This window comes from Mesorhizobium sp. M1403 (assembly GCF_040317695.1).
Taxonomy (GTDB): domain Bacteria; phylum Pseudomonadota; class Alphaproteobacteria; order Rhizobiales; family Rhizobiaceae; genus Mesorhizobium.
On record NZ_JAMYKY010000001.1, the window covers coordinates 445,313 to 464,541 of the forward strand.

At 63.4% G+C, this 19,229-nt stretch carries 16 protein-coding genes, 1 pseudogene and 1 riboswitch; of the genes and pseudogenes, 8 read left to right on the forward strand and 9 right to left on the reverse strand.

The features are described from left to right. Positions 1-40: 40 nt before the first annotated feature. Positions 41-2,014: a threonine--tRNA ligase gene (gene thrS, locus NKH01_RS02305; RefSeq protein ID WP_352938383.1), complete on the forward strand. Its 1,974-nt coding sequence runs from the start codon at positions 41-43 to the stop codon at positions 2,012-2,014. 84 nt (positions 2,015-2,098) lie between these two features. After that, positions 2,099-3,037 carry a lysophospholipid acyltransferase family protein gene (locus tag NKH01_RS02310; RefSeq protein ID WP_353018763.1) on the forward strand — a complete coding sequence of 313 codons (939 nt, stop codon included), beginning with the start codon at positions 2,099-2,101 and terminating at the stop codon, positions 3,035-3,037. Between the two features lie 12 nt (positions 3,038-3,049). Here the strand turns inward: NKH01_RS02310 and NKH01_RS02315 are convergent, their stop codons facing one another. Further along, positions 3,050-4,015 (reverse strand): RgsD C-terminal domain-containing protein, encoded by a 966-nt coding sequence (locus NKH01_RS02315; RefSeq protein ID WP_023720140.1) that lies wholly within the window; start codon positions 4,013-4,015, stop codon positions 3,050-3,052. 156 nt (positions 4,016-4,171) lie between these two features. Here NKH01_RS02315 and NKH01_RS02320 point away from each other — a divergent pair, with 156 nt between their 5' ends. Continuing rightward, complete coding sequence (locus tag NKH01_RS02320) at positions 4,172-4,756, forward strand: nitroreductase family protein (RefSeq protein WP_352495372.1); 585 nt, start codon at positions 4,172-4,174, stop codon at positions 4,754-4,756. Between the two features lie 21 nt (positions 4,757-4,777). Here NKH01_RS02320 and NKH01_RS02325 read toward each other — a convergent pair whose 3' ends face one another. Next, the gene (locus tag NKH01_RS02325; protein WP_352855410.1) at positions 4,778-5,659 is read right to left on the reverse strand and encodes an HpcH/HpaI aldolase/citrate lyase family protein; all 882 of its coding nucleotides are present in this window, start codon (positions 5,657-5,659) and stop codon (positions 4,778-4,780) included. 3 nt (positions 5,660-5,662) lie between these two features. Next, positions 5,663-6,112, reverse strand: coding sequence for a MaoC family dehydratase (locus NKH01_RS02330; RefSeq protein ID WP_352482171.1), 450 nt, complete (start codon positions 6,110-6,112; stop codon positions 5,663-5,665). A gap of 152 nt (positions 6,113-6,264) precedes the next feature. Here NKH01_RS02330 and NKH01_RS02335 point away from each other — a divergent pair, with 152 nt between their 5' ends. Beyond that, the gene (locus tag NKH01_RS02335) at positions 6,265-7,386 is read left to right on the forward strand and encodes a DUF2336 domain-containing protein (RefSeq protein WP_353018765.1); all 1,122 of its coding nucleotides are present in this window, start codon (positions 6,265-6,267) and stop codon (positions 7,384-7,386) included. A gap of 176 nt (positions 7,387-7,562) precedes the next feature. Here the strand turns inward: NKH01_RS02335 and parE are convergent, their stop codons facing one another. Beyond that, complete coding sequence (parE, locus tag NKH01_RS02340; protein WP_352495369.1) at positions 7,563-9,611, reverse strand: DNA topoisomerase IV subunit B; 2,049 nt, start codon at positions 9,609-9,611, stop codon at positions 7,563-7,565. Between the two features lie 273 nt (positions 9,612-9,884). On the opposite strand from parE, the gene NKH01_RS02345 reads away from it, so the two are divergent. Beyond that, positions 9,885-11,054, forward strand: coding sequence for a GGDEF domain-containing protein (locus tag NKH01_RS02345; protein WP_023720133.1), 1,170 nt, complete (start codon positions 9,885-9,887; stop codon positions 11,052-11,054). 71 nt (positions 11,055-11,125) lie between these two features. Here the strand turns inward: NKH01_RS02345 and gcvP are convergent, their stop codons facing one another. The 3 genes from gcvP to gcvT are packed head-to-tail and all read right to left on the reverse strand — an operon-like array spanning position 11,126 to position 15,427. Beyond that, positions 11,126-13,936: an aminomethyl-transferring glycine dehydrogenase gene (gene gcvP, locus NKH01_RS02350; RefSeq protein WP_353018766.1), complete on the reverse strand. Its 2,811-nt coding sequence runs from the start codon at positions 13,934-13,936 to the stop codon at positions 11,126-11,128. Between the two features lie 16 nt (positions 13,937-13,952). Beyond that, on the reverse strand, positions 13,953-14,321 hold the full coding sequence (gene gcvH, locus NKH01_RS02355; RefSeq protein WP_352482176.1) for a glycine cleavage system protein GcvH: 369 nt from the start codon (positions 14,319-14,321) through the stop codon (positions 13,953-13,955). A 5-nt stretch (positions 14,322-14,326) separates the two neighbouring features. Then, the gene (gene gcvT / locus NKH01_RS02360) at positions 14,327-15,427 is read right to left on the reverse strand and encodes a glycine cleavage system aminomethyltransferase GcvT (protein ID WP_353018767.1); all 1,101 of its coding nucleotides are present in this window, start codon (positions 15,425-15,427) and stop codon (positions 14,327-14,329) included. A 148-nt stretch (positions 15,428-15,575) separates the two neighbouring features. After that, positions 15,576-15,662: riboswitch (glycine riboswitch) on the reverse strand. Between the two features lie 203 nt (positions 15,663-15,865). On the opposite strand from gcvT, the gene NKH01_RS02365 reads away from it, so the two are divergent. Further along, a complete protein-coding gene (locus NKH01_RS02365; protein WP_353018769.1) occupies positions 15,866-16,864 on the forward strand; it encodes a hypothetical protein in 999 nt (332 codons plus the stop codon). A gap of 12 nt (positions 16,865-16,876) precedes the next feature. Here NKH01_RS02365 and NKH01_RS02370 read toward each other — a convergent pair whose 3' ends face one another. Continuing rightward, on the reverse strand, positions 16,877-17,707 hold the full coding sequence (locus NKH01_RS02370) for a transporter substrate-binding domain-containing protein (protein WP_353018772.1): 831 nt from the start codon (positions 17,705-17,707) through the stop codon (positions 16,877-16,879). Between the two features lie 86 nt (positions 17,708-17,793). Here NKH01_RS02370 and NKH01_RS02375 point away from each other — a divergent pair, with 86 nt between their 5' ends. Beyond that, a complete protein-coding gene (locus NKH01_RS02375; protein WP_353018774.1) occupies positions 17,794-17,916 on the forward strand; it encodes a hypothetical protein in 123 nt (40 codons plus the stop codon). A gap of 15 nt (positions 17,917-17,931) precedes the next feature. Continuing rightward, positions 17,932-18,396: pseudogene (locus NKH01_RS02380) on the forward strand (DUF3011 domain-containing protein); the annotation flags it as partial. A gap of 23 nt (positions 18,397-18,419) precedes the next feature. On the opposite strand, the gene NKH01_RS02385 reads toward NKH01_RS02380, so the two are convergent. Next, a complete protein-coding gene (locus NKH01_RS02385; protein WP_352482180.1) occupies positions 18,420-19,229 on the reverse strand; it encodes a molybdopterin-binding protein in 810 nt (269 codons plus the stop codon).

The window sequence follows — 19,229 nt, forward strand, 5'->3', positions numbered from 1 at the left end:
ACCACCCGCGCTCGTTTGCGGGACTGGATAGGAGAATTTAATGCTGAATTCCGTTTCCCTGACATTTCCCGATGGCTCCGTCCGCGACTACGACGCGGCGATGACCGGCGCCGGCCTGGCGGAATCGATCTCGAAGTCGCTGGCCAAGAAGGCCGTTGCCTACAGCATCGACGGCACGTTGCGCGACCTTTCCGACCCGATCGGCAAATCAGGCAAGCTCGAAATCATCACCCGCGAGGATCCGCGTGCGCTGGAGCTCATCCGCCATGATGCCGCGCACGTTCTGGCCGAAGCCGTGCAGGAACTTTGGCCGGGAACGCAGGTGACCATCGGGCCGGTGATCGAGAACGGATTCTACTACGACTTCGCCCGCAACGAGCCGTTCACGCCCGACGATTTCCCGGTGATCGAGAAGAAGATGCGCGAGATCATTGCGCGCAACAAGCCGTTCACCAAAGAGGTGTGGTCGCGTGAAAAGGCGAAAAGGATCTTTGCCGACAAGGGCGAGCGCTACAAGCTCGAGCTCATCGACGCCATCGCCGAGGATCAGGATCTCAAGATCTATGCGCAGGGCGACTGGTTCGACCTTTGCCGCGGTCCGCACATGGCCTCGACCGGCCAGATCGGCAACGCCTTCAAGCTGATGAAGGTCGCCGGCGCCTATTGGCGCGGCGATAGCAACAACCCGATGCTGACGCGCATCTACGGCACGGCCTGGGCCGACCAGGCGCAGCTCGAAGCCTATCAGACGATGCTGGAGGAAGCCGAGAAGCGCGACCACAGGAAGCTCGGCCGTGAGATGGACCTGTTCCATTTCCAGGAGGAGGGCCCCGGGGTCGTGTTCTGGCACGCCAAGGGCTGGAGGATGTTCCAGAACCTGGTCAATTACATGCGCCGCCGCCTGGACGAGCAGGGCTACCAGGAGGTCAACGCGCCGCAGGTGCTCGACAAGAGCCTGTGGGAGACCTCAGGCCACTGGGGCTGGTACCGGGACAACATGTTCAAGGTGACGGTCGCCGGCGACGACACCGACGACGACCGGGTGTTTGCGCTGAAGCCGATGAACTGCCCCGGCCACGTCCAAATCTTCAAACACGGGCTGAAGTCATACCGCGATCTGCCGGTAAAACTTGCGGAATTCGGCAATGTGCATCGCTATGAGCCGTCCGGCGCACTGCACGGGCTGATGCGGGTGCGCGGCTTTACCCAGGACGATGCCCACATCTTCTGCACCGAGGAACAGCTCGCCGACGAGTGCATCAAGATCAACGACCTGATCCTGTCGACCTATGCCGATTTCGGCTTCGACGAAATCACGGTCAAGCTGGCGACCCGCCCCGAAAAACGGGTCGGCACCGACGCGATGTGGGATCACGCCGAGGGCGTGCTGCAGGACGTGCTCGACAAGATCGCGGCGCGGTCGGGCAACCGGATCAAGACGGGCGTAAATCCGGGCGAGGGCACGTTCTACGGGCCGAAGTTCGAATATGTGCTGAAGGACGCCATCGGCCGCGACTGGCAATGCGGCACCACGCAGGTCGACTTCAACCTGCCGGAACGGTTCGGCGCCTTCTACATCGGCTCCGATTCGGAAAAGAAGCAGCCGGTGATGGTGCATCGCGCCATCTGCGGTTCGATGGAGCGTTTTCTCGGCATCCTGATCGAGAATTATTCCGGCCATTTCCCGCTCTGGTTCGCGCCGCTGCAGGTGGTGGTGGCGACGATCACTTCCGATGCCGACGATTACGCGCGAAAAGTCGTTGCGCAGCTGAAGGCGGCCGGGCTGATCGCCGAAACCGACCTGCGCAACGAGAAGATCAACTACAAGGTCCGCGAGCACAGCCTTGCCAAGGTGCCGGTCATCGTCGTTTGCGGCAAGCGCGAGGCTGAGGAAGAAACGGTCAATGTCCGCCGTCTCGGGTCGCGCGACCAGGAATCGCTTGGCCTCGCGGCCGCCGTGAAACTGCTTTCCGACGAGGCGGTGACACCCGACCGCAGGCGCCGCGCGGCCTGAGCCGGCCAATCAGCAACGAAATGGCGGTGGATCGCTCCACCGCCATTTTCATATGCTTGTCACGCCAATTGTGTAGCGAGCCCCATGCTCAAGCTGAAGATGCGCGAAAGACCGTTTCCCGAGCTCTCCTATGCCGGTCCGCATCAGCCGGCGCTGACGCGCTGGTTCATCCACTCGGTCGAAGGCCTGTCGGGACGTGATCGCTTCGCCGCACTCTATGATTTCTGGCGCCGGCAAGTGGTGCCGAACGGAGAGCGCGTGTTCAGCCGCATGCTGGAGCTGATCGACGTCCGGGTGCGGACCGCCGGTCAATGGCCGCCGGCAAACCTGCCCGACACGCCGCTGGTGATTGTTGCCAACCATCCGTTCGGCATCGGCGACGGTATTGCCGTGCTGTCGCTGGCGGAGCAGCTCGGCCGGCCGTTCCGCGTCATGATCCACAAGGATCTGCTCAAGATCCGCGAGATGGAGCCCTATTCGCTGCCGATCGACTTTTCCGAGACCAAGGACGCGCTGAAGAACAACATGGCGGTCCGCCATGAAGCGGTGCGGCTGCTCAAGGAGGGCGTCACCATTGTCGTCTTTCCGGCGGGCGGTGTCGCCACCGCGCCGAAGGGGTTTGGCCGGGCACGCGATCTGCCGTGGAAGGTGTTTCCGGCCCGTCTCGTTCAGGACGCAAAGGCGTCGGTCATCCCATTGCATTTTTCGGGCCAGAACGGCCGGCTGTTCCATCTGGTCAGCGGACCGATGAACATGGCCGAACGCGACGGGCGTGTGGCGAAATTCGTCGGCAAGGCCTCGCTGACACTGCGCACATCGCTGCTCATCCGTGAATTTGCGCGGCTCTCCGGCAAATCGATCGACGTGCGCGTCGGCGACGTGCTGGGGTGGGACGAACTGGAGCCGCTGCGAGACCGCAAGGCCTTGCTCGACCGCCTTCAGCGCGGCGTCTTCGATCTGGCGCCGGCCGAGACGACTGGCCGCGTGCCGTTGCTGGCGCGACGCATGCGCAAAGCAGCCTAGAGGGGGCGCGGCTTAGTCGGCGCCTTCCTCGGAATCGATGGCCGAAGCTTCGGTTGCCAGGACTTCGATGTCCTGATTGTGTCCGGCCACCACCGTAAAATCCTTCTGGTAGATGCGGTCGCGGTTTTTGGCGATGATGGTGTAGTCGCCCTCGGCCAGCACCATCGAGGCAAAGGCGCCGACGGTCTCCTTGATCGGGTCGCCGGACTCGTTCAGCAGCGACCAGGAGGTGTCGGCGATCGCCTCGCCGCCCGGCTCGCGCACCAGCTTCATGGTCATCTCGGCGGCACGATGCTCGACCGTCGCTTCGGTCAGCTTGCCGGCCTCGACGCGGATGTCGGAGCGGATGACCGCGTTCACAGCGCCATAGGTCGAAACAACGTGGTAGGTGCCGGCATTGAGCCGCACGACGCTGTTCGGCTCGACATCGGGTATGATCAGCGCGCGATCGCCATCGGCCGCGGCGTGGCTCTCATAAATCGAGAAGCGCAGCTTCTTCGGCGGTATGCGCACCCCTCCCGACAGCACGGCATCAAGCTTGAGGCCGCCGGCATCGAGCACGAGGCTCTCACGCTTGGCTTCCTTGCCGACGGTGATGCGCTTGGTGGCGCCGGCCCGCCCGTAGGAGGCATGGACCAGATAGGAACCCGGCTCGAGCTGGAATACGGCGGTGCCGCCATGAGCGGAGGCGACCATCGGCAGCTTGCCGTCGCTGGCCGATTCGGGCTTGAAGACGCGCCAGACGATGCCGCGCGTGATGTCGGCACCTTTGTCGGTCAATTGCGCCGACAGCGTGATCGCCCCGCTGCTGCCCAATGCCAGCGATGTCTCGCTTTTCGGAGGCGCATAGCCCGAAATTCCGGGAAGTTTCAGATCACTGAGGCCGTCTACATTCTGGGCGGCGGCAAGCGAAACCGGCACCATCAACAGTGCGGCAGCGAGCCATATCAGGAAAAGACGCAATGTCCCCTCAAACATGCCTTGCGTTGAAGCCCAATGCGGTGGCAATTTCAAGGCTTAAGAGTCCGGTCGGCTTCTGCTAGAGGGCTCTTTGTCCGGCGCGTCGCGCCAATGCCCGAGCCGCCCGATATCCCGATGGCGCGCTTCAGCTCAAATTCCAGGAGACTTGCGCCCATGGCGTCGCCGATCATCGATTTTCTGCTGACCCGAAATTCCGCGCCGATCCCGGATTTGAAAGAGCCGGCACCGGGCGATGCGGAGATCGCGACCATGATCGCCGCCGCCTCGCGGGTGCCGGATCATGGCCGGCTGGAGCCCTGGCGTTTCATCCTCTATCGCGGCGAGGCTCGCGTCGAGATCGGCAAGGAGTTGGCAGCACTTGCCGAACAGCGCGAAGGGCCGTTGCCGGAAGGCCGCCGCAACCAGGAATTGGCACGCTTTTCGCGGGCGCCTCTGGTCATCGGCGTGATCTCGATCCCTAGGGAAAATCCAAAGATCCCGCAATGGGAGATGTTCTTGTCCGGCGGCATGGCTGCGATGAACCTGCTGCTTGCCGCCAATGCGCTGGGCTACGGTACCAACATGATCAGCAACTGGTATTCCGACGTGCCAGAGGGCAGGGCGATCCTCGGTCTGGCGCCGCATGAGCGGGTCGTCGGTTTTGTCCATATCGGCTCCTATCAGGGGCCAGCGCCGGAGCGGCCACGGCCCGATCCGGCAAAGCTCTACGCCGACTATTCGGGGCCGTGGGTGGGATAATTTTCGACCCGGAACCAGACCCTAAGCGTCAAGCCCCGCTGCCCTGGCTCGCGCCAGGAGCCGCTCGGCGAGCTTGAGATGCGGCCGGTCGTACATCTTGCCGTCGATGCCGACGACGCCGGGGTTTCCCGCCGCCTTGAATGCCTCGACGATCGCCAGCGAATTTTTCACCGCTTGCGCCGAAGGCGTGAAGGCGGCGTTGATGACCGGCACCTGCGCCGGATGGATCGCCATCTTGCCGGTGAAGCCGTCGCTCTCGGCCTCGGCGCATTCGGCCTCGAAGCCGGCCATGTCGCGAAAATCCGGAAAGACGGTGTCGATCGCCGCGACTTCCGCGGCATTCGCCGCAAGCAGGGTCATGGTGCGGGCGAAGCGGAATACATCCGTGTAGCGGCCATTCGCGTCGCGCGTCGAGCGCGCGCCGATTGCCGCCGACAAATCTTCCGCGCCCCAGGTGACGCCGACAAGCCGCGCGCTTGCCTTGGCGTAGGTCACGGCGGCCAGAACGCCGGCGGCCGTTTCTGTGATGATCGGCAGGATCTTTATCGCGCCATCCGGCAGGCCGCTTTCAGCTTCGTGCACCCTGAGCTTGGCCGAGAGATGCTGGACATCCAGTCCGCTGTTCGACTTAGGCAGCATGATGCCGTCGGGCTTCACTGGCACGAGCGCCGCCAGATCGTCGTCGGTCAGTCCGGTCGAAAGGTCATTGACGCGCACATAGATCGCGGAGTTGGTTCGGTGCCTGTGCCCGGCGAGGAAACGCGCCGCTGTGTCGCGCGCCAGCCCCTTGTTTTGCGAGGCAATCGAGTCCTCGAGATCGACGATGACCATGTCGGCGCCCGCGCCAAAGCCCTTCTCCAGCTTCTTTTCCGAATCGCCGGGAACGAAGAGCAGGGAACGCATCGGCTATGCCTTTTTCATCATCATGGCTTGCCTCGTGCATCTGGCAACCAGCACGTCGTTCTGGTTATAAGCGCGGTGCTCGAACTCGACGATACCGCGGTCCTGTTTCGACCTGGAATCGCGCACCGAAACCACCGTGGTCTCGACGCGAATCGTGTCGCCATGGAAGACGGGGTGCGGAAACACCGTCTCCTTCATGCCGAGATTAGCGATGGTGGTGCCGACGGTGATGTCGTTGACCGAGATGCCGATCATCAGGCCAAGCGTGAACAGCGAATTGACCAGGGGCTTGCCCCATTCGCTCTTGGCGGCGAAGTCGAAATCGATGTGCAGCGGTTGCGGGTTCAGCGTCATCACCGAAAACAGCATGTTGTCGCTTTCGGTCACGGTCTTGCGCAGCGTGTGCTTGAACACATGGCCGACAACGAACTCCTCAAGGTAAAGGCCGGCCATGGTCTGTCTCCTCCACTGCTTAAGGGTTGATAGGCGTTGCATACCGGGCTCGCAAGCCAGTTAACGAACATGGTGAACCGTTCGTAAACCATTTGTGCCTACGGTCTCGACAGGCGCCAGAAGCGTTCTGGCAAAGGGCGTAAGCAGGCGACATGGTCGTTTCGCATTTCCTGAAATGGATCCACACGGCAAAGGTGTCGGAGCGTGCTGCGGCGGCAAGCGCGCTGGCTCGCGCCTATGTCGACTCGGACCTGCCTTTCGAGGACCGCTGCGCTGCCGAGGCGGCGCTGACGTTGCTGCTCGATGACGCATCGTCGAAGGTGCGGCTGGCGATCGCCGACGCGCTTTCCATGAGCCATCATGCGCCGCCGCAGATCGTCAGCGCGCTGGCTTCGGACCAGCCCGAGGTGGCCGCTTTGGTACTGGCGCGCTCGCCGCTGCTTACCGATTCCGACCTGATTGATCGGGTTGCCGGCGGCCAGAAAGCGACGCAGAAGGTGATCGCCGACCGGCCGCGCGTCTCGATGTCGGTTGCGGCAGCGATCGCCGAGGTCGGTGAGCCGGAAGCCTGCACCACGCTGCTCGCCAATAGCGGCGCCGACATCGCATCCGTCAGCTTTCGCCGCATGGCCGAGCGTCACGGCCATCTGCCTCTGGTGCGCGAGGCGCTGATCGCCGACATCCGGCTGCCCGCCGACTGCCGGCATATGCTGCTGGTCAAGCTAGGGGAGATGCTCAAGGGGTCGCCATTGGTGCTGGCGCTGATGGGCGTCGCCAGGGCCGAGCGCATCACGCGCGATGCTTGCGTCAAGGCTTCGGTGACACTGATCGAAGGCACGCGGGCGGAGGAACATACCGCACTTGTCGAACATCTGCGCCTGCGCGGCGACCTGACCGCAAGCTTCGTCATCCGCACCATCGCGCACGGCAAGGTCGACTTCTTTGGTTCGGCGCTGGTCGCGCTCAGCCAGCAGCCCGAGCAACGGGTGAGGGCGCTGCTGGCCAGCGGGCATGACATAGCGTTGCAGGCACTGTTCCGCAGCGCCGGGCTTGCCGCCGCCACCCACGCCATCATCCTGCGCGCGCTGAAGGTCTGGCGTGAGGTCGCCAATGGCAAACGCCTCGCCGGCGTCCAGGAAGTCAGCTGGCTGATGCTGAAGGAATTGGGCGGACAGTCCGCCGAAGGCGATCTCGCCAGGCTGGTCAAATCGATCCATCTCGATGCGCTGCGCGAGAACGCACGCGGGCACGCGCTGGCGATCGCGGCTGCTTAAAGCAATTCCAGGAAAAGCGTGAAACGGTTTTCCGACTTGCGTCAAAATAAAAAACTGAGCGGTTCGGCGTTTCCGTGAAACGCTGAACCGTTCCAGGCCTCATCCTTCGCGAAAAATCCGGAAAAGTCTTGCGCACAGTGACAGCCGCCGTCCGCGGCTCGCCTAGCAGAAGACGCTCAGATATCCAGCACTTCCGTCGCGGCGAATTCCGCGCGTTCCTGGATGAAGCGGAAGCGGGCCTCGGGCTTGGTGCCCATCAATGCGTCGACCGCATCCTTGGTCGCCGCCTCGGCGTCGATGACGTCCACCCTGAGCAGCGTGCGCTTTCTCGGGTCCATGGTGGTTTCTTTGAGCTGGGCGGCCATCATTTCGCCCAGCCCCTTGAAGCGGCCGATTTCGACTTTGCCGCGCCCGGTGAATTCGGTGCGCAGAAGTTCGTCCTTGTGCGCATCGTCGCGGGCATAGGCGACCTTGCCGCCTTGCCGGATCGAGTAGAGCGGCGGCACCGCCAGATAGAGATGGCCGCCGCGGACCAGGCTCGGCATCTCCTGGTAGAAGAAGGTGATCAGCAGCGAAGCGATATGGGCGCCATCGACGTCGGCGTCGGTCATGATGATGACCCGGTCGTAACGCAGGTCCTCGTCGCGGTATCTCGAGCGCGTGCCGCAGCCCAAGGCCTGGATCAGGTCGGATATCTGCTGGTTGCCGGCCAGCTTGTCGTTGCCGGCGCTGGCGACGTTGAGGATCTTGCCGCGCAGGGGCAGCACCGCCTGGCTGGCGCGGTCGCGCGCCTGCTTCGCCGAGCCACCGGCCGAATCGCCCTCGACGATGAAAAGTTCGGCACCGGCGGCGGCATTCTGCGTGCAGTCGGCGAGCTTGCCGGGCAGGCGCAGCTTGCGCACCGCGCTCTTGCGCGACACTTCCTTTTCCTGGCGGCGGCGCACCCGCTCGTCGGCACGCGCGATCACCCATTCGAGCAGTTTCGAAGCTTCCTGCGGATTGTCGGCCAGCCAATGGTCGAACGGGTCGCGGATGGCGCTTTCGACGATGCGGATCGCCTCGATCGTCGCCAGCCTGTCCTTGGTCTGGCCGACGAATTCCGGCTCGCGGATGAACACCGACAGCATGCCCGCCGCCGAGATCATCACATCTTCGGATGTGACGATCGAAGCGCGCTTGTTGCCGACCAGGTCGGCATAGGCGCGCAAGCCGCGCGTCAGAACGTTGCGGAAGCCGGCCTCGTGCGTGCCGCCTTCGGCTGTCGGAATGGTGTTGCAATAGGAATTTATAAAACCGTCGCCGCCGAACCAGGTCACCGCCCATTCGAGCGAGCCGTGACCGCCCTGCTTCTCGCTCTTGCCGGCGAACATTTCACGGGTCACCTGGAATTCGTCGCCGAGCGAGGCTTTCAGATAGTCCTTGAGGCCGCCCGGAAAATGGAATTCTGCCTTGGCCGGCGTCGTGTCCTTTTCCTTGATCAGCGAGGGATCGCAGGTCCAGCGGATTTCGACACCGCCGAACAGATAGGCTTTTGACCGCGCCATGCGGTAGAGCCGCGCCGGCTCGAACGCAGCACCCTTGCCGAAAATCTGCTCGTCTGGATGGAAGCGGATCTTCGTGCCGCGCCGGTTGTGCACCTCGCCGAGCTGCTCCAGGCCGGTCACCGGAACGCCTCGCGAGAAGCGCTGGCGATAGAGCTTGCGCCCAATCGCAACCTCGACCTCGAGATGGTCGGACAGCGCGTTGACCACGGAAACGCCGACACCGTGCAGGCCTCCCGAGGTCTCGTAGACCTTGCTGTCGAACTTGCCGCCTGAATGCAGCGTGGTCATGATGAGTTCGAGCGCCGGCTTCTTGAATTTCGGGTGCGGATCGACCGGAATGCCGCGGCCGTTGTCGGTTACAGACAGGTATCCGTCGGCGGAAAGCTCGACATCGATGAAGGTAGCATGGCCGGCGACCGCCTCGTCCATCGAATTGTCGATGACCTCGGCGAACAGATGGTGCATCGCCTTGTCGTCGGTGCCGCCAATGTACATGCCCGGGCGGCGGCGCACCGGCTCCAGCCCCTCCAGCACCTCGATATCGGCGGCACTATAGCTCTCGCTGGCATCGCGGGGCGCCGGCCGCTTCGCCGCCTGCACCAGCGGGTCGGCCGGGCGCGCGGCGCGAGCCGGTTGCGGCTGCTTGCCCAAATTGCCGAAAAGATCGTTATTGTCGTCCATGCCGGTCCTGGATTCCGATGCTGCGAATCACCACCCGATACTGCCACGCTTTTTGCGGGCAGGCGACGGAGGTTCCTGTTACGTTCGAGGATAGAGCCTCTTACTGCAAAACCATTCGACAACCAAGCGGCGGAAATGGGGTCGAAGCTTGGAGCATCGACGCTTTGTAAACCTTGTCCGAAGGTTACGCCGCAAGGTTGGCTGAAAAACGATATCCGCGGACTGTCGCTGACCTAGAATGCAGCGAAACCCTCAAGAGGCTGTCGCTTAAGCATGTTGGATTACAGTTCGCTCCTGCTCGCAGCGGCGCTGTCGGGCACGTGCCTCAGCATCACCATGTTTGCGATCTGGTTCACCGCGCCACAGGCACGCTTTGTGCTGACGGTGGCGTGCGGCATTCTCGTGCTCGTCGCACATGTGGTCTTGTTTTGGCATTACACAAGAGATCCAAGCCCCTGGCTTTGCCAGATCGTGCTTGCTCTTCTCAGCCTCGGCTTCCTGATTATCTGCCTGTCGGCCATGCAATATCTCAGCATGCGCGACTATAGGCGCGCCATCTTGCCGACCTTGGCTGCGATGGCTGTTTGCGCGGGCGCGACGTATCTCGGGTTTGATGGTGTCGGCTTCATTGTCACCTATGCGACGGTAACGGCGCTACTCTCGCTTATCGGGGCGATGTTCTGGATTGAGGGTGGTCATGATCGCCGGATATTGCTGGTCGTATCGTTCCTGAGCGGCGTCTGTGCGCTGTCGTTCGGACTTTGCGGCGCGGTCCTGCTGGTCAAGGGCCAGTGGGTGCTCGGCGTAGCACCGGACAATTGGGCCGAGCGGGTGAATTCCGTCGTAGCCGTCGCCTGCATGACCGGGCTTGGCGCATTAACGCTCTCCCTGCACCATTTGCAGGCGCAGATCGAATTGAAGGCCGAGACGATGACCGATCCATTGACCGGGCTGATGAACCGGCGGGCGTTAACGGCACTCTACGGCGAGCGGGTCTTCGGTCCGTTTATGTCCGTCGCCATGTTCGACCTCGACCATTTCAAAAGGACGAACGACGTATTCGGTCATCCGGTCGGCGACCAGGTCCTGCGCCGCTTTGCCGCCGTCATCAGGAAATACGCCAGAACCGGCGTCGACGCCTTCCGGCTGGGCGGCGAGGAATTCGTGCTCGTCATGTCGCGGATGACGGAAGAAAAAGCCTATGACATTGCGAGCAAGATCAGCGTCGCCTTCGGTACGGAAGTCGTGGCCACCCAGCTTGGTCCGTTGCGAAGCACAGTCAGCGGCGGCATCGGCTTTGGTGGGACGAGCGGCACCGGTCTCGATGATGTGCTGGCCGAAGCCGACGCCGCGCTCTATGCGGCAAAGCGCGCCGGGCGAAATCGCGTCATCGCCCGGGACAGGGCGAGCAAGGCCGACGGGCCGGCCTTGCGTTCTGCCTGATTGAGGCTTCTATCTTCTTGTTAGACCATGATCTTGTCCGAAAACCGGATTCCACTCTTCGGGATCATGGTCTACTCCGCCGCACCCAGATATTCCGACAGCGGCGGGCAGGAGCAGACCAGGTTGCGGTCGCCAGCGACGTTGTCGATGCGTGACACCGGTGGCCAGTATTTTGTCGCCGTATCGGCATCGCCGGCGGGGTAGGCCGCTTCCAGGCGCGAATAGGGATGGGTCCACTGGCCGGCCAACGCCTCGGCGGCGGTATGTGGCGCATTGACCAGAGGATTGTCGGCCAAGGGCCATTCGCCCTTCGCCACCTTGGCTGCCTCGCCGGCTATGGCGATCATGGCTTCGCAGAAACGATCCAGCTCGCGCTTGGGCTCGGATTCGGTCGGCTCGACCATCAGCGTGCCGGCCACCGGGAACGACATGGTCGGCGCGTGGAAGCCATAGTCGATCAGCCGCTTGGCGATATCGTCGACGCTGATGCCGGCGCTGTCCTTGAGCACGCGGGTGTCGAGGATGCATTCATGCGCAACGCGTCCGTTGCGCCCCTTGTAAAGCAGGGGGAAATGCTCGCCAAGCCGCGTCGCCACGTAGTTGGCGGAGATGATCGCCGTCTCGGTCGCCTGCTTCAGGCCGGAAGCGCCCATCATGCGGATATACATCCAGGTGATCGGCAGGATCGAGGCGCTGCCGAACGGTGCCGCCGCCACGGCATGGGCCGAGCCTTCGGTGACGTGGCCGGGCAGATATGGCTTCAGATGCGCCTTGACGCCGATCGGGCCGACGCCGGGGCCGCCGCCGCCATGTGGAATGCAGAAGGTCTTGTGCAGGTTCATGTGGCAGACATCGGCACCGATATCGCCGGGACGGGCGAGGCCGACCAGAGCGTTGAGATTGGCGCCGTCGAAATAGACCTGGCCGCCATGGCTGTGGACGAGCGCACAGAGGTCGCGCGCGCCTTCCTCGAAAACACCATGCGTCGAAGGATAGGTGAACATCAGCGCCGCGAGGTCTTTTGCATGCTCGGCCGCCTTGGCCTGCAAGTCTTCCATGTCGATATTGCCGTCCTCGGTGCAGCGCACGACGACGACACTCATGCCGGCCATGGCCGCACTTGCCGGATTGGTGCCATGCGCCGAGGACGGGATCAGGCAGACGGTGCGATGGCCTTCGCCACGCGACAAATGATAGCCGCGAATGGCGAGCAGCCCTGCATATTCGCCCTGGCTGCCGGCATTGGGCTGCAGGGTCACCGCGTCGAAGCCGGTGATCTCCGCCAGCCAGCCTTCCAGCTCGTCGATCATGGCGCGATAGCCTACCGAATGGCTCGCCGGGGCAAAGGGATGCAGGTTGGCGACATCGGGCCAGCTTACCGGCATCATTTCGGCGGCGGCGTTGAGCTTCATGGTGCAGGAGCCGAGCGGGATCATGGCGCGGTCGAGCGCCAGGTCCTTGTCGGACAGCCGGCGCAAGAAGCGCATCATGTCGGTTTCCGAGTGGTTTTCGCGGAAGACGGGCTGGGTGAGGAACTCCTTGCCGCGCGGTTTTCCTGGCATGGAACTGCCGGCGGCAACGCCGGCCTTGGCGCCGAAAAGTGCTGCGATCGCCTCCAGATCGGCCTCGGTGGAGGTCTCGTCAAAGCTGATGCCGACATGGTCGGCGTCGATGACACGCAGCAGCCGGCCGGTCTTCTCGGCGGCGGCGGCAAGTGCGGCGGCTCTGCCCTTCACTTCCACGGTCACCGTGTCGAAGCGGCTTCCGCCGAGCACCGAAACGCCTGCTGCCTTGAGGCCGGCAGCCAGGCGGTTGGCCAGCGTGTGGACGCGGCCGGCAATCGCCTGCAGCCCGGCAGGGCCATGCCAGATCGCATAGGCCGTCGCCATGTTGGCGAGCAGCGCCTGTGCGGTGCAGATGTTGGAGGTCGCCTTGTCGCGGCGGATATGCTGCTCGCGTGTCTGCAAGGCCAGGCGATATCCGGGACGGCCCTTGCTGTCCGTCGACTGGCCAACGAGCCGGCCGGGCATCAGCCGCGTCAGCCTGTCGGACACCGCGCAATAGGCGGCGTGCGGCCCGCCAAAGCCCATCGGCACGCCAAAACGCTGCATCGGGCCGACGGCGATGTCGGCGCCAAGCCTGGCTGGCGCGTCGGTCAGCGTCAGGCCCAACGGATCGGCAATGAAGACGACCAGCGCGCCGGCAGCGCGGGCCTTGTCGATCGCTGCCTTGTGATTGCCATAGACGCCGAATGTATCGGGCCAGGAGACCAGCAGGGCGGCGGTGTTGTCGTCGATCACCTCGCCGTCGACCTCGATGCCGAGCGGTTCGGCGCGGGTGCGAACGACGTCCAGCGTCTGCGGGTGCGGCGTGCCGGCCAGTGCCACCTTGGTGCGCTTGTCGCGATGATGGCGCAGCGCAATGCCGACCGCTTCGGCCACCGCCGTCGCCTCGTCGAGCAGCGAGGCCGACGCCACCGGCAAGCCGGTCAGCTCGGTGACCAGCGTCTGGAAGTTGAACAGCATTTCCAGCCGGCCCTGGCTGATCTCGGCTTGGTAAGGCGTGTAAGCCGTATACCAGGCCGGGTTCTCGAACAGGTTGCGCTGGATCACCGGCGGCACGTGGACGCCATGATAGCCGGTACCGATGAAGCTCTTCAGCACCGTGTTCTTTGCCATCGTCGCCGCGAGCTCGGTCAGCGCTTCCGCTTCGCTTGCAGCGGCGGGCAAGGCCAATGGACGGTCGAGCCGGATCGACTTCGGCACTGCCTGGCTGATCAGCGTCTCGACCGAGGGAACGCCGATCGTGGCCAGCATGGCTCTGACGTCTTGGAGGCCCGGGCCGATATGGCGAGCCGAGAAGGGGTAGGGTGCTGCGGTCATCTTGCTGGTCCTGCTATCAACCAATATGGGCTTTGTAAGCGGCTTCATCGAGGAGGCCGTCGAGCTGGCTCTCATTGGCCAGCTTCATCTTCCACAGCCAGCCGTCGCCGGTTGCCGCCGAATTGACGAGCGAAGGATCGGCCGACAGCGCGGTGTTGGCTTCGGTGATCTCGCCGTCGACCGGTGCGTAGACGTCCGATGCCGCCTTGACCGATTCGACCACCACGGCCGTATCGCCCTTGGCCAGCTTTTTCCCTGGCTCAGGCAGTTCGACGAAGACGAGGTCACCGAGCTGCTGCTGCGCGTAATCGGTGATGCCGACGGTGGCGATGCCGCCCTCGACGCGAAGCCATTCGTGATCTTCGGTGAAATAGGTCTTTGCCATTGAAATCATCCTTTGCGGTAGCGATGGGGCGTGAAGGGCAAGGGGTGGATGTCGACCGGGATTTTCGTCCCGCGGACATCGGCGAACAGTCTTGTGCCGGGCCTGGCAAGCGGCGTCCGGACGTAGCCCATTGCCACCGGATGACCGGCCGAGGGGCCGAAGCCGCCTGAGGTGACATGGCCGGCAGGGTTGCCGTCGGCGTCGAAAAGGGCAGCACCGGCGCGCACCGGCTGGCGGCCGTCCGGCTTCAGGCCGACGCGTTTTTGCGCCGGGCCGCGCTCCAGGATGGCGCGCAATGCATCGGCGCCGATGAACGCGCCAGAGGCGCGAACCTCCTTGGGGATGGCCCACATCAGCCCGGCGCTGGCCGGATCGATCTCCGGCGTGATGTCCAGCCCGTGCAGGCACAGTCCTGCTTCGAGCCGCAGGCTGTCGCGGGCGGCAAGGCCGATCCACATCACTCGCTCGTCCTCGAGCAACCTGGTGACGAGGGTTCGCGCGTCCGCTTCCGGCAGGCCGATCTCGAAACCGTCTTCGCCGGTATAGCCCGACCGGCTCATGAACCAGTTTTCGCGCGGCTCGATGCCGTGCATGAACACCAGCGAACCGGTCTCGATGCCGGCGCGGGAAAGGGCAGCCCATGCCTCGGGGCCCTGGATGGCCAGGAAGACGCGGTCGAGCGCGTCCACCTTCACGTCGAAATCCTCGGCAAGTTCACGCAGATGCTTTTCGTCGGCGGCGGCGTTGCCGGCATTGGCGACCATCATGAAGCGCTCGACGCCGAGCCTGGTGACGATCAGATCGTCGAGTATTCCGGCGGCCTCATTGAGGAAGAACGTGTATTTGGACTGGGAAACCTGAAGCGCGCCGGCATCGAACGGGCAGGCGCGGTTCAGAAGCGCTGCTGCGCCCGGGCCGCTGATTTCGAACAGCTTCATGTGCGAGATGTCGAACAGGCCGGCATGCTCGCGGCTGTGAAGATGCTCCTTCATCACGCCGGCCGGATAGGTCAGCGGCATCGACCAGCCGGCGAAGGCGCCGAAGCGCGCACCGGCTGCCATGTGCAGATCTTCGAGGGGAAGGTGTTTGGTGTCGTCGCCCGTCATGTCATCTCCAGAGTCGCACGCAAGCGGTCGCGAATGGCGACCAGTCCGTGCCCCTCTGTCTGAAGCCTGAGAGACTCGCGCCCCGTAACTCTGTCGGCAGCGCTTACACCTTCGGCGCGGGGGCAAGCCCCGACTTTCCAGAGTGTCTTTCCCGTCTACGGTTCTTTTGCCTGAGAGATTTCGGGCGATTTCCCCTTCGGCGGCAGCTCTCGCTGCTCTCTCCCGCAAACAGGTAGGACTCGGTTAAGAGCCCTCGACTCGTCATCCATAGCCCGTGGACGACACCTTGTCACCTGCCAGCGACATTTTTACTGGCAGTCTTCTGCGGGCCTTCTTTACAGGCAAGCCTTCGCTAACCACGCCGCTTGCCGGTTTCTCAAGACCTTGCTGATATGCCGGATAAGGGCCGGCAATTGCCGGCGGCGGGCGGGGAACAAAATGGGCGAATTGATCATGAGCGCGCCAGTGGCCGGGCTGACCTCGAAAAATCGGATCACGGCGGAAGACGTGGTCATGCTGCGCGGCGAAGTGTTCGGCGACGGCGTGGTAACGCACGGCGAGGCCGAGGCGCTGTTTGCGCTCGACGCGACGGCGAGGGACAAATGCGCGGAATGGCTCGAGTTTTTCGTCGAGGCCGTCACCGACTTCATCGTCCACCAGGAACAGCCGGCCGGCTATGTTTCCCAGGACAATGCCGACTGGCTGATCCGGGCGATTTCGCGCGACGGCATGGTTGACAGCCGAACCGAACTCGAGCTGCTAGTGCACGTGCTGGAAGTTGCCAAATCATCGCCGAGCACGCTTTCCGGCTATGCGCTGGAGCAGGTCGCTCATGCGGTCGTGGATGGCAAGGGGCCGCTGACGACCGGCGGCAGGCTTATCCCTGGGTCGATAGCCAAGGCTGAGGTCGAGCTGTTGCGCCGCATCCTTTACGCCTATGGCGGCGATGGCAACATCGCCATCAGCCGCGCCGAGGCCGAGGTGCTGTTCAAGATCAACGAGCGGACAGTGGCGGGCGACAATGATCCGTCGTGGAACGATCTGTTCGTCAAGGCGATCGCCAATTTCGTCATGTGTTCGGCCGGCTACGAAGCGCCGGTGCGCGATGTGGCGCTGCGCCGGGATGCTTTTTTCGAGCAGGCCGATCCGGAGATCGGCGGTTTCTTCAGCCGCATGGTGTCGGGTGGCCTGTCCGGCATTATGGAGGCCTATCGTCCACCGGGCGACGTCGAGGCCGAATGGGAATCGAGGAACAACGCAGCCGAGGCTCTGGCCCGCCGCGCCGAGACGGTCGATGCCGGCGAGGCGAAATGGCTAGCTGAACACATCGGCGACCGGCCGCTGCAGGAGAACGAGCGTGCGTTGCTGACGCTGATCAAGCACGCCTCGCCGGAAATCCACCCGGCGCTCAAGCCGCTGATCGACAAGGTCGCATAACAGGTCGCCAACCTATTGCTTGGCAGGTTCCGGCTTGGCGCCGGTGTCGAACCGCGACATCCATTTGAAGCTGCCGAACCAGTAGCGGCGCACGCCGCCTATGGTGCCGTCAGCGGTACGCGCGCCGATCCAGTTGTTGACGTATTGGATGAGGCGGACATCGTCCGGCCGCATGGCAAACGCCTCCGGCGTCCGCAACAGCGGACCGCCCACCATTTTCAATTTCGCGTCATAGAGCCTGGCGGCCATTTGCGGCGTTGGCGATGTGGCGACCATCGCCTGTGCGTCGCCGCCGATGATCGCGGCGAAAACATCTGAGGTATTGTCGAAAGACAGGATGGTCGCCTTGGGAAAAGCTTCCTTCGCGGCGGCTTCATCGGTGGAATTGGACAACACGGCGATCTTGTATCCCGGCGCCGCTACTGCCTTTCCCGGCCTTTTCCCAAGGCTGGCGATCGTCGCAACCATGCGGATATCGGCGGTACCGGTCTGGTTGGAGAACACCACCTCGCGTGCGCGTTCCGGCGTGCTGGCGTAGCCCGCCGCGATCATGTCGAAATCACCCTTGAGCAGTCGTGTCTTGAGGTCGTTCCAGGGCACCTCGACCAGCTTCAGGTCGACGCCGAGATCAGACGCCAGCGCACTGGTAAGGTCGACATCATAGCCGGCGAACTTCCCGTCGGCCTTCTTGAGGATCCATGGCGGGTTGAGCGCCACGCCGACCGTCAGTGTCTTCTGGTCGATGATGCGTTTGAGGCTGTCGTCCGCCCGGGCTGGCAGCAGCGACAAAGCCAACCAGGCAGAAAGGGCAAGTATAGTTGGGGCGATCATCTTAGCGCGCATTAATATAACCTCGCTGAGCCCGTCCGGTTGTCAGACTTACACAGAGGTGCCATTCTGTCGATAGCGGACCCTGATGGAGAGTTGCGATGTCGGCGCGGATGGCGGTTAGCAGTTCGATGATGTTCCTGGTTTGCATCCTGGGCAACCCGGCGAAGCTTTCGTTGCTGCCGACGGCAGCGCAGGCTGCGGGGGCAAAACGCGTGGTCTGATCCAGCGCCGATTACCGCTATTCCTATTGCGGGATCGATACGCGACGTGGCGTGCAGTTGACCTCGAGGCTTTCGAAGGCGCGTTGCGTATATGGTAGAAGCTGGGGCTATGACGGCGGCGGCATCTGGGTCGACAATGGTTGCTCGGCCGAATTCGCAGTCGCCGGCCCCAACCGCAATCCCTCTGCTGGCGACGTCGCCGCAGCCATTATCGTCGGCGGCGTGGTGGGCGCAATTCTCGACAACGGCAATTCGCATCGGCATCATTCCGACAATTACTATCCGAAGCCGCGCCCGCGCCGTTACGACCAATCGATCGATCCGACGCCGCAATTCGACAATCAGGGCAACCCCAACTTCGATACCCACGGCAACTACCAAGGACCGCACGGGCTGGGGAAGCTTGTTACCCCTGACGACAATCCTGACCTGAATCCGGCACTGCGCAGCGACGGCGACGACAGCGACGACGACAGTTAGCTGAGGCTTAGGTCAGGTTTCGGTCAGATGCCGCCGTACCAGTCGTAGCCATTGTCCTCCCAATAGCCGCCTCTGCCGCCGCCGAGATTGGCAAAGCCGTCGACCAGCTCGATCTTGGTGAGATATTTCGGCATTTTGTAGCCGAGCTGGCGCTCGACGCGGACGCGTAGCGGCGCGCCGTTCTCGACCGGCAACGGCTTGCCGTTGACCCCATAGGCAAGGATCGTTTGCGGATGACGGGCATCGATCAGGTCGATCGAGCCGTAATATTTGATATCGCCGGCAAGGCTGCGGTCGATCGTATCGAGGCAGTGGAACATGACGTAGCGCGCCTGCGGCTTGACCACCGCCTGGTCGAGCACCAGCGACAGTGGCGTGCCGGTCCATTTGGCAATGCAGCTCCAGCCCTCGACGCAGTCGTGGCGGGTGATCTGGGTGCGGCTCGGCATGTTCATCAGCTGCTCGCGGCTCAGCGACAGCGGTTTTTCGACGAGGCCGGAAACCTCCAGCCGCCAGTCGGCGAAATCGTTGGCGAGCAGGCCCTTGTAGAAATCGTCGTCGGGCGCGGTGACGCCGTTCGGCCGCTGCGGCTGGCGAATGTCGGCCTCGGTGAACTCCGGCGCCAGCGCGTCACGGCCGGCAAGCAGCCGCTGCGCCCGCCAGGTCAGCCCATTGGCGCTTTCGAGGAAGCTGCGCAGGCCGTCGCCGACGCCAAGCTGGCTGTCGAAGGCGTCGCAGCCCGAAAGCATGATGCCGGAAAGGCCGAGGCTGGCCGAGGTCAGGAACTTTCTTCGGCTTATCTGTAGCTTGGGGCTGATCTCGAATTTCGCCAT